Genomic DNA, 13,172 nt, shown 5'->3' with positions numbered 1-13,172 from the left:
GTCCAACTCCACCTCCTCGACCTCCTCGACACCGACATCGGACAAACTCGCTGGCCACAGACCTGAAACGGTCACCCGCGAAGTACGGGTCTAGATGGCCCTTCCGCAATCTTCTCCTCACGGGAAATTTGTTGGCCGCCGTGCCGGGACGTGGAAATGTTGCGGGTTGTCGGCCGTCGTCTCGGCCGTTACGAAAGCCCGCTTTCAGCTTGAACGTCCAGTCTTCGAAATCCCGAACAAGGAGTTCTGAAGTGAACGTCAAGTTTCGTGCCACGTTCGGCGCTGCGATCCTGAGCGCCGCTGCCATCGCCGTCGGACTCCTGTCCGCCCCTGCCTCGGCCGACCCGAGCCCGATCACCGACTACCGTCAACTGGCGGGTGTCGGTTCGGACACCACGCAGGACGTCATGAACGACCTGGCCAACGGCACCAGTGTCGTGGGCGCCGACGGCAACCGGATCATCGCGTCCTGGGACTCCACCGGCACCTCCCCGATCAGCATCAAAGACCCCGCAACGCGTCCGCTCTGCACTATGGACCGTCCCCACGGCAACGACATCGACGCGCTGCGCAACGACATCCTTGCCGGCAGGAGCTGTATCGACTTCGTCCGCATGTCGCGCGGTCCGCTGGCCTCCGGTACGGAGCTGACCTGGATCCCGTTCGCCAGGGACGCCGTCACCTGGACGACCGATCTGACCAGCCCCATTGGGGCGCAGCCGCCCGGCAACCTTGCGTCCCCGAGCCTTACCATCTCTCAGTTGAGGAGCATTTACACGACATGCAGCTACACCGACGCCGCGGGTGTCCAGCGCCCGGTGCAGCCGCTGCTGCCGCCTTTCGGCTCAGGCCCCCGGCAGTCCTGGCTGCTGGCACTCGGTCTCAGCGAGGACGACGTCAGGTTGGCCCGGGCATCGGGCGTGTGCGCCGGGTACAAGGACACCGATCTGGGGAACGACGGTACGGCGATCACCAACCTCAACCAGATCATGCCGTACTCCGTGGCTCAGTGGATCGCTCAGGGCAAAAGCCTCCCTGGGGTCCCGAACCGTCGCGGTGAGTCTCGTCTGCGCGCCGTTTCGAACCAGGCCCCCATCACCGGGTCGGGCCCCGCGACCACCCTCAACTCCAGCTTCGTCTTCTCCCACGACGTCTACAACGTCATACAGACCACTCGGCTGAACACCTCGCCGATCTTGGCGACCTTCGTCGGGGCCGGCGCAAAGGTCTGCTCGCCCGCGAGCATCGCTGTCATCAAGAACTACGGCTTCGGTGACCTCAACGCGGACTTGGCTCTGTCCAATTGTGGTGACACCAACCTCACGGGCTGGCGGTGATGCGTGTTCTCGGGACCACAGCAGTAGGAGGCCCACGGGATCGGGCGTCCGCCGTGGGGCCGTACCGGGTCGGCGCGATCGCCGAGCACCTCCCGCAGCTGTACCCGGCCCCGACGGTCCAGCAGATCGGCGCGGCGGTCGCTTGAGCAACGGTCACCACCAAACAGTGAGCGCGGCCTGGTCTGGGACCTGGCCGCGCTCAGTGCATCACTGGTAGTGCCTGACGAAGCGGGCGCCTACCACCACCATGGGGTCCGCGGGCCGACGTTCAGGGTCGCCGGGTCGGCGTCAGGGGTTCTGGGGCGGTCGTTGGCAGCCTGCGGCGAAGGGGGCGTTCCGCCTGGAGCGGTCGGGGGGAGCGGTTCCGTGCGGGATGCGGGGGCAGCTGGTCGCGGAGCCGGTGCCGGGCCGGTCGGCCAGGGCACGTTGCGGAAGTTCGCGGTCACGAGGATTCTCCTGAAGGAATCGGTCTGTGGTGGCTGCCGTGGGCGCGCAGCGCGCGTGACAGCGGGTAGCAGGCAAGGACGCCGAGAAGGGCGCAGCCGCCGAGGATCGAGGCGACCAGCGGCCGGCCGCCGGCGTTGAGTGCAACCGCGATGCCCAGCGGCGGCAGTGACGCCACGGCGGAAGCCGCGGAGAGGACCGCTTGGTAGCGGCCGACCGCGCCGTCCGGGACTGCGGTGGAGACGTAGGCGCCGACCGCGACGCTGTAGCAAATCTCCCCGGGAACCAGGGCGCCGCAAGCGGCCGAATACCCCAGCGTGGTGTGCTGGAAGGACGCGTAGGCCAGGCCCAGGCCGAGGATCGCCGTGCCTGCCACCAGGATCGTGACGGGGGAGTACCGCAGGGTCTCGCCACGTCCAACCAGGAGCCGCGTCATCGGCGGCGTCAGTACAAGCACCGCCACCGTATTGAAGATCATCGCGGTGCCGTAGGCCGTGGGTGGTAAATGGTCGTTCGTCATGAGCAGCGGCAGCACGGACACCAGCCCCCAGGCGCACACCATGGCCGCCACCGACACCGCGGCGATCCAGCGCAAAGCGGGGTCGGCGAGCACCTGCCGGTACGTGGCCGTCTCTCGGGCCGTCTCGGGCCGGCGGGCCGACAATAGCCGCAAGGCCAGCAGTGCGAAGGCGGCGCACACCGCGGCGTGGGCCAGGAACAGAATGCGGTAGCCGTGGTGATGAGCTACGTAGCCGCCGAGGCCTCCGCAGACAGCGATGCCGACGTTGATCGACCAGTACAGGGCCGTCTGCGCGCGGGTCCGTGCGGCGCCGGTGAGCAGGTGTTCATTGATCGCGGCGGAGACCGCGGGTCGGTAGGTCTCCATGGTCAGGCCCAGGCACACCGACACGACCAGGAGCGCCGGAAGCGAGTGGACGAGGGTGAGGGCGACGCAGGCGCCGGCGGCGAACGTCATCATGACGGCCAGTGCGGTGCGCTGCCCGGCCCGGTCGGTGAGCCAGCCGCTGATCCCCTGGCCGAGGCACCAGCCCACGCCGAACAGGGTCAATGCCGCGCCGGCTGCGGTCGTGCCGTGCCCGGCGGCCACGTAGTAGGAGAGGTAGTCCCAGCCGAACCCGGCCGCCTTCACCACGAGCGAGGCACCGATCAGGGTCCACACGACGGTGCGGGCAGTGTGAGCCGACGTCGACGGTCGGATGGGGGCCACGGGGGCGTCGGTGACAGCCACGAGGGTCCTTCGGTCGAAGTTGTAGGGCGGTGGAGACGAGTGAAGGCGGCCGCAGGATTGCGGCCGCCTTCTGGCACTCTGAGCGCGGTGGCTCAGTAGGGGCGCACGGCCCGGTTCGGACGGGCGGCGCGGTTCGGACGCGAGGCGCGGTAGGGGCGCATGGAATTCCTCCAGTGTGAGAGGCCCCCGGGATCGGGGACGACGGCAACGGTAGGAAGAGGAGATGCAGGAGGGAAGCCAGAACCCGCCTCAGAGGCCGATTAACTCACTGAGCGGAACAACGGCGCGCGAAATCCCACCCAGCGGAATGACGACCGGGTACGGGCACGGGTCGGGCAGCGTCGCAGGACCGGTCGTCGGCATACGAGGCAATGCGGCCAAGAGCCCAGCGTCGGCCACGGAGCGGAAAGGGCTTCAGCCCTTGAGCAGTGCCCACACCTTCTCCACGACGCTGGCGGTGCGCGTCAGGTCCGGCACCACGAGGTCGGCTCCGGCGGCTCGTAGGTCGTCGGCCGTGGTCCGGCCGGTGGCGACCGCGAGGACGGCCACAGAGTTGTCCCGGGCGGCCGTGACGTCGGCTGCGGTGTCGCCGATGACCAGGGCCTCGGCGGGGTCGACGGGGCCGAACTTTTCCCTCAGACGTGCCAGGGCGGTGCGGACGAGCGCAGGCCGCTCATCGTTGTCCTCGCCGTACGCGCCGACGGCCCAGGTGATGTGGCGGTCGAGCCCGAACACCTGGAGTTTGATCTCGGCGACCGCGCGGACGTTCCCGGTGACCACGGTCTGCACAAGGCTCGGGACGCCGGCCAGTGCATCCAGGGCTGCAGCGGCGCCGGGGAGAGCGTGACCGCGTTCCCGTAGTTGCGACGAGTGCGCCAGGTGCCCGTCGGCGAGTGCGCGGGCGAACCGTTCGAAGTCGGCGCGGCCGGTCTTCAGGCCGTGGAGCCGGGCGGTCTCGCGGAAGATCACGGGTTCGGTGATCCCGTCGATTTTCGCCTGCTCCCGCATGGGCTGACCGGTGACCTGTTCGAAGGCCGCGGCGGACAGTGCACGGCCGACGCCGCGGGTGTCGATCAGCGTGTGGTCGATGTCCCACAGCACGAACCGGCGATCCGTCACGGTTGCCCTCCTGCCTGCCGTCAGCGCCCCCAGCCTCGCACACCCGGTCCGATTGCGTACCGCAACCTTTCGGCTACGCTCTACGCTTCCTTCATGAGCCATCCCAGGAAAGGGGGAGGGATGGGCGTTCCACCGCTGGCGGTTGGCGATCGGATCCGGCACTGGCGCAGCAAGAGGGGCCGCACGCAAGCGGCGGTCGCCGGTCTGTGCGGCATCACCGAGGTGTACCTGTCGAAGATCGAGCGGGGGCTGAAAACTCCCTCCCTGGAAGTCCTTCACGCACTGGCAGGCGAACTGGGCGTGCCTCTCGCCGCCCTGCTGAGCGAGGAACCGGCCACCGAGGCCCGGGCTGTTGCGGAGTGGGGGATCGAGCCCACCGTGCCTCATGCGCTGATGGGCTACGGACCGGCGGCCAGCCGGCACCCGGCGACGCCAGTGGTGCTGCGCGAGCGGGTGGAGTCCGCCTGGCGGGTGTGGCAGAGCAGCCCGGAGCGGTTCACCCAGGCGGCGGCGGTGCTGCCGGCACTCATCGCCGACACCGAGCACGCCACACGGGCCTACGCGCGAGGCAGCGACGCCGCCGCGCGGCGCGAAGTGCTGCGGTGCGCGGCCGACTTGTATTTCATGCTCCGCTCGTACTGCCGACGCACAGGGCGGGTCGACCTGTCGCTCATGGCCGCCGACCGGGCCCTGCGGGCAGCGCAGGACGCCGACGACCCGATCCGTATCGCCGCGGCCCAGTGGAACCTCGGCCACGTCCTGCTGGCCGACGGGGAAGAGGACGGCGCGCAGCAAGTGGCGCTACTCGGTATCGAACAGTTGCAGCAGGCAACATCCGATCCGGTGGTCCCGGCGCTGACCGGCGCCCTGCAACTCGTCGCCGTGGTCGCCGACTCACGGCGCCGCCGATGGTCGGCCGCGCACCACCGGCTCACCCACCACGCGCTTCCCCGCGCCCGGGAGTCCGGGGAGGGCAACGCGATGTGGACGGTGTTCGGACCGACGAATGTGCTGCTCCATCACGTCAGCATCGAGATGGAGGCCGGAGAGGCCGCCGAGGCACTGCGGGCCGCGGACCAGGTCGACGCCGGCCGCCTGCCGTCGCTGGAGCGGCACTTCACGTTCCTGCTGGAAGTGGCGCACTGCTACGCCCTGCGCCGGGAGGACCCTGCCGTCCTCGTTCATCTCCTGGATCTGGAGGAGATGGCCCCCGAGGACCTCGCCCGCAGCCCTCTCGCCCGGGACATGGTCGTGGGGCTGCGCCGGCGAGTGCGCCCCACCTACCGGCGCCAGGTGGAAGGCCTCGCGGACCGCATGGGCCTGGCGTAACCGGCCGTACTCGTGGGTCACCCGTACCGACAGTACGGGTCGGCGCCTTTCCTCGTGCATACCGTCGCACCACGGCCGTGTCACGGAACAGGAGAACGGCTCATGCACACAGGCACCGATGACGAAGACCCGGAAACGCCCCGCCGTCAGCGCGAGGCAGGCGACTGGTGCGCGCTTCGCATGCCCCGTCACCTCGGCCTCGACGTCGTCCGCTGGATTCCCCGCCTCGGCTCGGTGATGGTCGACCCGGCCGAGCGCGCACTGTACTTCTTCACCACGGCCACCGCCGTCGCGGCGTGGAGGCCGATCCCGAACGTCCTCATCGTCCACCGCAACGCCGTTCCCCTTCCCGCCGTCCAACGCCTGCGGCCTCCCGGGCCCTACTGGCTCGGGGCGCCCTCCGTGCCACCGAGGATGACCGACGCACGGCAGATCCTCAGCGCCCTCGCGTGGGGGAACGCGCGGTGGGAGGCCTCCAGGCGGCTGCCGTCCGAGATCACATGTCTGGCACGGCACGCGTTCGTCTTCGACATCACCACCCGCAGATTCGGACAGGTCATGGCCGGCGACCGCGACATCGTGTGGCTGCGCCCGCTGGAGGGCGGCGAGGAATGGCACGTACCCCGTGCTTCGGTCCTGCCCGCGAGCCTTGCCGATGCGCGCGGGTTGTGCGCCAGCGAGGTCGTGACCGATGCCTGAGCAGCCGGAACGGCCGGACCTCGGCCTGGATCTCCTGCGCTGCAAATGGCGCGTCGACGAGGCGACCTCGCCAGGGACGCCAGCCGCCCGCCTGGCAGGGGTGCACCGGGAGAACATGGAGATTCTGGCGGCCATCATCACCGCCGGCCGCAGCTGGCCGGGGCACCGGCTGGTCGGCGAACGGGCAGCTCACACTGCGGCATTGATCGCCGTGGAGGCGCCTGACCTCGCCTTCCAGGACCGTGTACTGCCCCTGCTCAACGAGTCAGTGCGAGCCGGCGACGCCGATGGCAAGGACCTCGCACTGCTTACGGACCGCAACTTCGTCCGGCACCGGCGGCCCCAGATGTTCGGCACGCAATACCTGCCGGGCCAGGACGGGCTGACGCTCTACCCGTGCATCGCCCCCGGCGACCTGGACTGGCGCCGCCAAGCCTTGGGTCTGGAACCGCACGCCGAGTACGACGCGCGGATCCGGGGCGGTCACACACTGCTGGCATCACCGGGACCGGAGCCCCATTCGGAGGTGGAGTCCGGAGCTTCCTGACACGCCACCCAGGCCGGGCGGCGGAGGGCAGGTGCTTCCAGCGCGTACAGCCAGACCACACCGCCGTGCACCGAGGTCCTGACGAGCACACCCACCCGTCAACCTGCCCGGGGCACAACGTATTTCGCAATGAACCGGACGTGACTTCAATGCCCACTACACAACCAACCAGGTGAGTGGTTTGATTGACCGCGCGCTCGGAGATCCACTCCCAGGAGTCGTTTCGCCCAGCGCGTTGTGCCCGGCCCCAGCCCCCGGCCGGCAGGCAAGTCCCCACCTGGCGCTGTGTATTCGTATCCGCTCTCGTAAGGGGTCCCCAGTGCTCTCCCACCGCCCAAGACCGGCACGGCGGTTACCGCCCGCCGGTCTCGCGCCTGCCGTACCGCAGTTGGACGAGGGGCTGGTGCCGCCCTGGTGGCGCCAGTCGGACGCCGTCTCCCCACCGGACGTCTCCTTGCTCGTGCCCCCCACCGTTACGTCCGTGAGGATCTGATGACTCCCCTCTTCTCCGACCCTGCGCTGTGGACCGGCGTCATCGTGGGCGCGGGCGCGGTCGGCCTTCCCCTCGGCAGAAAGGTCAGCACGCACCGTGCCCGATCTCGTGCCCTCCAGTCCCAGGTGACGACCGCCGAGTCCGCTGCCGCCGCCTCCCGTCAGCAGCTGGCGGAAGCCGGTGAGGCCATCGGCAGGCTTCACGAGGAGGCCGAATACCTCGCTTCCGTGCACCTGCCGGCTCTCGTGGCCGCACTGCAGCACGGGCTCGCGGACGGGGATCTGCCCTCCGAGTTCCTCCACCCGGACGTTGCGGCCAGCCCCACAGGCCAGGCGTTCCTGGTCGTGCGTGACCACACCAGGAAGCTGAGCATCGCCGCGAGCGAGCAGGCCGAAGGATCGGCCCGCGTCGCTGTCGGCGCCGTGACGGGGTCCGTCATGGCGCTGGTCAACGAACTCACGCTCGCGATCACGAATCTGCTCAACGCCGAGCACGACGAGACGCTGCTCGCCCGGGTCCAGCCCATCGACCACGCAGCCAGCCAGCTGGCCCGGCGACTGCAGGTCGTGTCCGCACTGACCGACCGGTGGCCCGGTCGGCAGCGCGAGGACGCCCCGCTGCTCGATGTGGTGCGTGGCGCGGTGTCCCGGGTGCGTGACTTCCCCCGAGTGCGGGTTCCCTACGAGTCGGCGCACTACATCGCCGGCCGTGTGGTGGAGCCGCTGGTTCTGGCGCTGGCCGAATTCCTGGACAACGCGTGCCGGCAGAGCGCGCCCACCACTCCGGTCGAGGTCAGCATCCTGGAGGGCCACAACGGGCTGACCATCCAGGTCCACGACGCCGGTCCCGGCATGTCGCCCGAGGCCCTGGAGATGGCCAAGCACCGCCTGTCCGGGGAGCATCCGGTCCGGCTGACCGAGCTGCGCAACCCGCCGTCCTTCGGTCTGCTCGGGGTGGGTGCGTTGGCGGCCCGCTACGGCTTCCGTGCCGATGTCGACGAGCAGCAGTCGATCCACGGCGGTGTCCGTGCCGTTCTGTTCGTCCCCCGCATGCTGCTCGCGGCCGTTCCGGCCCCGCACCAGACCGCCACCGCGACGGCACCCCGGCATAGGGCGCACACGGCCGCCGCCCCTGCGCCGCTACCGCCTGAGAACCACGGCTTCGACGTGGCGGACGACGGCCTACCTATGCGCCGCCGCCACGCCGCCGCTCCCCCCGGGGGTCCTGCCCGGCCTGCGGCAGAGCCGCCTTCACCGGACGCCGGCGCGGCTCTTGCCGCTTTCATGGACGGCACCCGGTCCGCACGCGCCCTTTCCGATGAGGAGTCCTGATGCGCAACAGCACCCGTCCCGATGTGAGCTGGATTCTCGACGACCTCGTCTCGGTCCCGCACGGCCGCAACGCGGTCCTGCTGTCCGCGGACGGATTGCAGGTGGCGGCCTCGGCCGGTGTGGACCGTGACCTGGCGGACCAGGTGGCGGCGCTCGCTTCCGGCATGCAGGCCCTCTCGCGGAACGGGGCCGGTTTCGTCGGTGACGAGCAGACCCCGTGGCAGCTGACCATGGTCCATTACAAGAACGGCTTCCTGTTCGTCATCGCCGCGGGCGCCGGATCGTTCCTGGTGACCTCGGCCGGCAGGGACGTGGACGTCGAGGGCTTCTCGCACAGGATGACCAAGGCGGTCGACCGGCTCGGCGAGCAGCTCGCGGTTGCGCCACGGCAGCCGGCCGAGCCCGCATGAGCGACGCGCGGCGTGGCGGCGACCCGCTGGTGAGGACCTACGTGGTCACCGGCGGCCGGTCGCGCGCCAGCCGCAACACGTTCGACCACATCACCTTGGTCGTCTTATCCGAATCCGCGAAGCACCTCAGCCGCAATCAGCTCAACCCCGAGCAGCACGTGATCCTCCAGACGCTCGCGCACAGCGCCCAGTCGGTCGCTGAACTGAGCGCTCTGGTGGGCCAGCCGGTGAGCGTCCTGCGGATTCTGCTGGCGGACCTCTTGGAATCCGGATTCATCAGCACCCGGCAGCGCATCCTCGACGCTGCCGCCCCCGACCGTGAGCTGCTGGAGGCAGTCCTTGCCGGGCTACAACGACTCTGACGGGCCCGCGCCGATGCTGACCGGCGACGAGCAGACCGTGAAGGTCCTCGTCGCCGGTCATCTGGGCGCGGGCAAGACCACCTTCGTCGACGTGCTGTCCCAGATACCGCCGGTCCGCACGGAGGAGGTGATGACCGCCGCGGCCCAGGACATCGACCACACCGACCTGCCGGGCAAGACCAGCACCACCGTGGCCATGGACTTCGGCCGCCTCCACCTGAGCCCGGACCTGGTCCTGTACCTGTTCGGGGCACCCGGCCAGCGCCGCTTCTTCCCCATCCTGCAGGACCTGGCCGTCGGAGCCCTCGGCGCGCTCATCCTGGTCGACACCCGCCGGCTGGCAGAGACCTTCCACATCCTGACCCTCGTGGAAAGCCTTGGCCTGCCCTACGTCGTGGCCGTCAACCAGTTCCCCGAAGCCCCCGAAATCAAAAGGGAGCGCCTGCGTGAGGTGATGGACCTCCACGACGACACCCCGCTGGTGCTGTGCGACGCCCGCGACCACACCAGCGCCCGCAACGCCTTGATCGACCTCGTCCGCTACCTGCTGACTCTGACTCCGGAGCCTGTCCGTTGACCACGCACCCGCACGCCGCCGCCGGATCGTGCCCCGTTCAGCACGGCACCTCATCGGCCCCGCCCAGCGGGCCGACGCCGATCTACGGGGACGCGTTCAGCCGCGACCCGCACGCCACCTATCGCATGCTGCGGGCGCACGCCCCGATCATGCCCGTCGAGATCGCCCCGGGCGTCTACGGCTACCTCGCCGTCACCTACCGCTCCGCCCTCCACTTGCTGCGCAATACCCCGGCGCGGTTCGCCAAGGACCCCCGCCACTGGGCCGACCTCGCCGCCGGGCGGGTCCCCGCCGACAGTCCGGCCCTGATGATGATGCAGCCCCGCGACAACGCCCTGTGGAAGGACGGCGCCGAACACGCCCGCCTGCGCCGCGCGATCACCTACAGCCTGGGCAGGGTTGACACGTTCGCGCTGGCCTCAACGGTCGCCGGTATTGCCGACCAGCTGATCGACGGCTTCGCCTCGGTCGGTGAGTGCGACCTGATCGCCCAGTACGCCGATCCGCTGCCGATGCTCACCGCCATCGACATGTTCGGCTGCGCACCCGACCTTGCCGGGCGGATCATTCACGCGGTCACCCGCCTGTTCGACGCGGGCAGCGACGCCGCACAGGCTAACGACGAACTCGAGGCCGCGTGCCTGGACCTCACCCACATCAAGCGCGCCCGCCCCGGGCGCGACGTCACCAGCTCCCTGATCGCCGCAGGCCTCAGCGACGCGGAGATGATCCAGACCATCCTGCTGCTGATCGGGGCTGCCGCACCGCCGTCCAGCAATCACATCGGCAACGGGCTGCGCCGCTACCTGACCGATCCGCGGTTCGCCGGCTCGGTCCACGACGGTGTCCGGCCCGTCGCGGAGGCCCTGGACGAAGTCCTCTGGGACAACCCGCCCTTGTCCAACTACAGCCCGCTCTACCCGATCGGCGAGCAGTATTTCGAAGGCGTCTACCTAACGCCGGGATACCCGATCCTGGTGTCCTTCGCCGCGGCGAACGGCGATCCGCTCCTCGCCGTAGCCCCGGAGGCACGCACCGGAAACAGGGGCCACCTCGCCTTCTCTGCTGGAGCACATGCCTGCCCTGCCCCGGACATCGCCCGCACCATCTCCGAGACCGCCATGGAACGCCTCCTGGACCGGCGCCCCGGCCTCAGCCTGGCCGTCGCCGAGGACGAGCTGCGCAACCGCCCCGGCACTTTCCACGCCGGCCTGATGTCACTACCCGTCTACTTCCAGCCCGCTGCCCGACTCGCTCAGCACTGAGGAGCCCCCAGATGACTACTCCGATTCCCACTGCCACCGGATGCCCGTACTCCCTCGACGCCACCGGCAGCGCCCTCCAGCGCGAGGGAGCCGAACTGCGCGCGCTGGGCCCGGCCGCCCGCGTCGTACTCCCCGGCGGCGTCCCCGCGTGGTCGGTCACCGACCCCGAACTCATACGCCGCCTCCTCACCTCCCCCGACGTCTCCAAGGACGCCTACCAACACTGGACCGCCTACCGAGACGGCGACCTGCCTCCCGACTGGCCGCTGCGGATCTGGGTCGACGTCCGCAACGCCCTGAGCGCCTACGGCGACGAACACCGCCGCCTGCGCCGCCCCCTGGCCGCCGCGTTCAGCCCCCGGCGGGTCCGGGCCCTGGCGCCCCAGATCAAGGCCATCACCGACGATCTGCTCGACGAGCTCCAGAACACCGGGCCGGACGAGGTGGTCGACCTGCGCGCGCAATTCGCCTGGCGGCTGCCGCTGCTGGTCGTCAACCGCATCCTCGGCGTCCCCGACGACCTGCACGACGCGTTCCGCGACGCCGTCGGCGGCCTGTTCAGCACCGACCTGTCGCCCGAGGACGCCGCCGCCGCACCGGCCCGGGTCTACGAGCTCATCACCGAGCTGATCGCTCTCAAGCGCGAAGAGCCCGGCGACGACGTTCCGTCCGCGCTCGTCGCCGCGCGCGCCGAGGACCGCCTGAGCGACCAGGAGCTCGCCGACAGCCTGATGCTCATCATCGGCGCCGGCCACGAGACCACCGTCAACCTGCTCGACCACGCCGCGGTGAGCCTGATGAGCCACCCCGACCAGCTCGCCCTGGTCACCAGCGGCGAAGTGGCCTGGGAGCAGGTCGTGGAGGAGGCGCTGCGTCACGAGGCGCCGATCGCTACCATCCTGCTGCGGTTCCCCGTCCAGGACATCCGTGACGAGCCCACGGGCCTGACCTTCGGGCAGGGCGAGGCCATCGCCATCAACTACGCGGCCGCCGGCCGCGACCGGGCAACCCACGGCCAGGACGCCGACGCGTTCGACATCACCCGCCCCACCGCCCGCGACCACCTCGCGTTCGGGTACGGCCCCCACCTGTGTCTGGGGTCCGAACTCGCCCGCATCGAGGCCCGCATCGCGCTGTCCAGCCTGTTCGGCCGCTTCCCCGAGCTGCGCCTGGCCGTGGCCCCGGACGAGCTCCGGCCGCTGCCGAGTTTCATCTCCAACGGCCACCAGAAGATCCCCGTCGTCCTCGGACCCGCCGCAGTGTGACGTCCCGGTGCGGGGCCCGTGCCAGTGCCCGCACGTGACACCGGCGGTACACGTACGCTGCGCCCACCCCGTCCGGTGGGTGCAGCGATACGGCAGCGGCCCGGTTCCCCCCGCATTCGGCGTGGGGGGAACCGGGCCGCGCTTGCAGATCAGACGCTCAGCCCTCGAAGCGGCCGTCACGAACCGCGGTGATGAACCGCGTGAACGCCGCCGGCTCGACGAGCAGCGCCGGACCGTCGGGGTTCTTCGAGTCACGGATCCCGACGGCGCCATGCGTCGAGACGAGGTTCGTGGCGACCTCGACACACTGGCTGTCATTGCCGCCGCTGCGCGACGACTTGCGCCAGACGGCGCCTGGCAGATCAGGGGCGGTGAGGCCCAGGGACAGAGGTATGGTCACGCGCTGGTTCCTTCCAGATACCTGTTCAGGAGCTCCCGTGATGCGTCCACGGGAAGAGCAATCGAGTGGACACCGTTGAAGACCTTCTCCAGGTACGCGACCTGGTCGGGCTCCTCGGTGTGGGTGCCGCCCATGGGATTGTCGACGCTGACCACCGGCGTCCAGGGATGCCGGAACCCCAGCAGCGTCATAGCCCCGTTGGCGAGGAACGTCGGGTGGGCGGCTAGCGGAACAATCTGCAGCGTCACATGGGGGGAGGACGAGGCGTCCAGGAGTTTGCGTATCTGGTCGCGCATGATGGACTGGCCGGCCTCGAACCGGGCGTTCAGCGCCGTCTCGGGCACC

General features: G+C 69.9%; 14 protein-coding genes. 10 read left to right on the top strand and 4 right to left on the bottom strand.

Annotation, left to right across the window (positions count from 1 at the left end):
• The first annotated feature begins 251 nt into the window (after positions 1-251).
• The gene (locus ABZ883_RS35680) at positions 252-1,337 is read left to right on the top strand and encodes a hypothetical protein (protein ID WP_360913780.1); all 1,086 of its coding nucleotides are present in this window, start codon (positions 252-254) and stop codon (positions 1,335-1,337) included.
• A 442-nt stretch (positions 1,338-1,779) separates the two neighbouring features.
• Here ABZ883_RS35680 and ABZ883_RS35675 read toward each other — a convergent pair whose 3' ends face one another.
• Together ABZ883_RS35675 and ABZ883_RS35670 are read right to left on the bottom strand one after the other, a co-directional pair.
• Positions 1,780-3,030 carry an MFS transporter gene (locus ABZ883_RS35675; protein ID WP_360913778.1) on the bottom strand — a complete coding sequence of 417 codons (1,251 nt, stop codon included), beginning with the start codon at positions 3,028-3,030 and terminating at the stop codon, positions 1,780-1,782.
• A gap of 414 nt (positions 3,031-3,444) precedes the next feature.
• The gene (locus tag ABZ883_RS35670; protein ID WP_360913776.1) at positions 3,445-4,149 is read right to left on the bottom strand and encodes a haloacid dehalogenase-like hydrolase; all 705 of its coding nucleotides are present in this window, start codon (positions 4,147-4,149) and stop codon (positions 3,445-3,447) included.
• A gap of 120 nt (positions 4,150-4,269) precedes the next feature.
• Here ABZ883_RS35670 and ABZ883_RS35665 point away from each other — a divergent pair, with 120 nt between their 5' ends.
• The 9 genes from ABZ883_RS35665 (at position 4,270) to ABZ883_RS35625 (ending at position 12,427) form a co-directional block, all read left to right on the top strand.
• On the top strand, positions 4,270-5,478 hold the full coding sequence (locus ABZ883_RS35665; RefSeq protein ID WP_360913774.1) for a helix-turn-helix transcriptional regulator: 1,209 nt from the start codon (positions 4,270-4,272) through the stop codon (positions 5,476-5,478).
• 102 nt (positions 5,479-5,580) lie between these two features.
• Positions 5,581-6,177, top strand: a complete 597-nt coding sequence (locus ABZ883_RS35660; RefSeq protein WP_360913772.1) for a hypothetical protein — start codon at positions 5,581-5,583, stop codon at positions 6,175-6,177.
• Complete coding sequence (locus ABZ883_RS35655) at positions 6,170-6,724, top strand: DUF6624 domain-containing protein (protein WP_360913771.1); 555 nt, start codon at positions 6,170-6,172, stop codon at positions 6,722-6,724. Before ABZ883_RS35660 ends, ABZ883_RS35655 begins: the two co-directional genes overlap by 8 nt.
• 492 nt (positions 6,725-7,216) lie before the next feature.
• Positions 7,217-8,548, top strand: a complete 1,332-nt coding sequence (locus ABZ883_RS35650) for an ATP-binding protein (RefSeq protein WP_360913769.1) — start codon at positions 7,217-7,219, stop codon at positions 8,546-8,548.
• On the top strand, positions 8,548-8,958 hold the full coding sequence (locus ABZ883_RS35645; protein ID WP_360913768.1) for a roadblock/LC7 domain-containing protein: 411 nt from the start codon (positions 8,548-8,550) through the stop codon (positions 8,956-8,958). Before ABZ883_RS35650 ends, ABZ883_RS35645 begins: the two co-directional genes overlap by 1 nt.
• Positions 8,955-9,320 (top strand): DUF742 domain-containing protein, encoded by a 366-nt coding sequence (locus ABZ883_RS35640; protein WP_360913766.1) that lies wholly within the window; start codon positions 8,955-8,957, stop codon positions 9,318-9,320. Before ABZ883_RS35645 ends, ABZ883_RS35640 begins: the two co-directional genes overlap by 4 nt.
• Before the next feature lie 13 nt (positions 9,321-9,333).
• Positions 9,334-9,897 (top strand): ATP/GTP-binding protein, encoded by a 564-nt coding sequence (locus tag ABZ883_RS35635; protein ID WP_360913790.1) that lies wholly within the window; start codon positions 9,334-9,336, stop codon positions 9,895-9,897.
• Positions 9,894-11,162 (top strand): cytochrome P450, encoded by a 1,269-nt coding sequence (locus ABZ883_RS35630; protein ID WP_360913764.1) that lies wholly within the window; start codon positions 9,894-9,896, stop codon positions 11,160-11,162. Before ABZ883_RS35635 ends, ABZ883_RS35630 begins: the two co-directional genes overlap by 4 nt.
• Before the next feature lie 11 nt (positions 11,163-11,173).
• A complete protein-coding gene (locus ABZ883_RS35625) occupies positions 11,174-12,427 on the top strand; it encodes a cytochrome P450 (protein WP_360913762.1) in 1,254 nt (417 codons plus the stop codon).
• A gap of 157 nt (positions 12,428-12,584) precedes the next feature.
• Here the strand turns inward: ABZ883_RS35625 and ABZ883_RS35620 are convergent, their stop codons facing one another.
• Both ABZ883_RS35620 and ABZ883_RS35615 read right to left on the bottom strand, forming a co-directional pair.
• A complete protein-coding gene (locus tag ABZ883_RS35620; RefSeq protein ID WP_360913760.1) occupies positions 12,585-12,827 on the bottom strand; it encodes a DUF397 domain-containing protein in 243 nt (80 codons plus the stop codon).
• Positions 12,824-13,172 (bottom strand): Scr1 family TA system antitoxin-like transcriptional regulator (locus ABZ883_RS35615; protein ID WP_360913758.1); only part of this gene is annotated, 349 nt, incomplete at its 5' end. The genes ABZ883_RS35615 and ABZ883_RS35620, both read right to left, overlap by 4 nt.

It is taken from the genome of Streptomyces sp. NPDC046977 (assembly GCF_040644455.1).
Classification (GTDB): Bacteria; Actinomycetota; Actinomycetes; order Streptomycetales; family Streptomycetaceae; genus Actinacidiphila.
The sequence above is the reverse complement of the archived record's forward strand: the minus strand, read 5'-3'. Positions and strand labels throughout refer to the sequence as shown.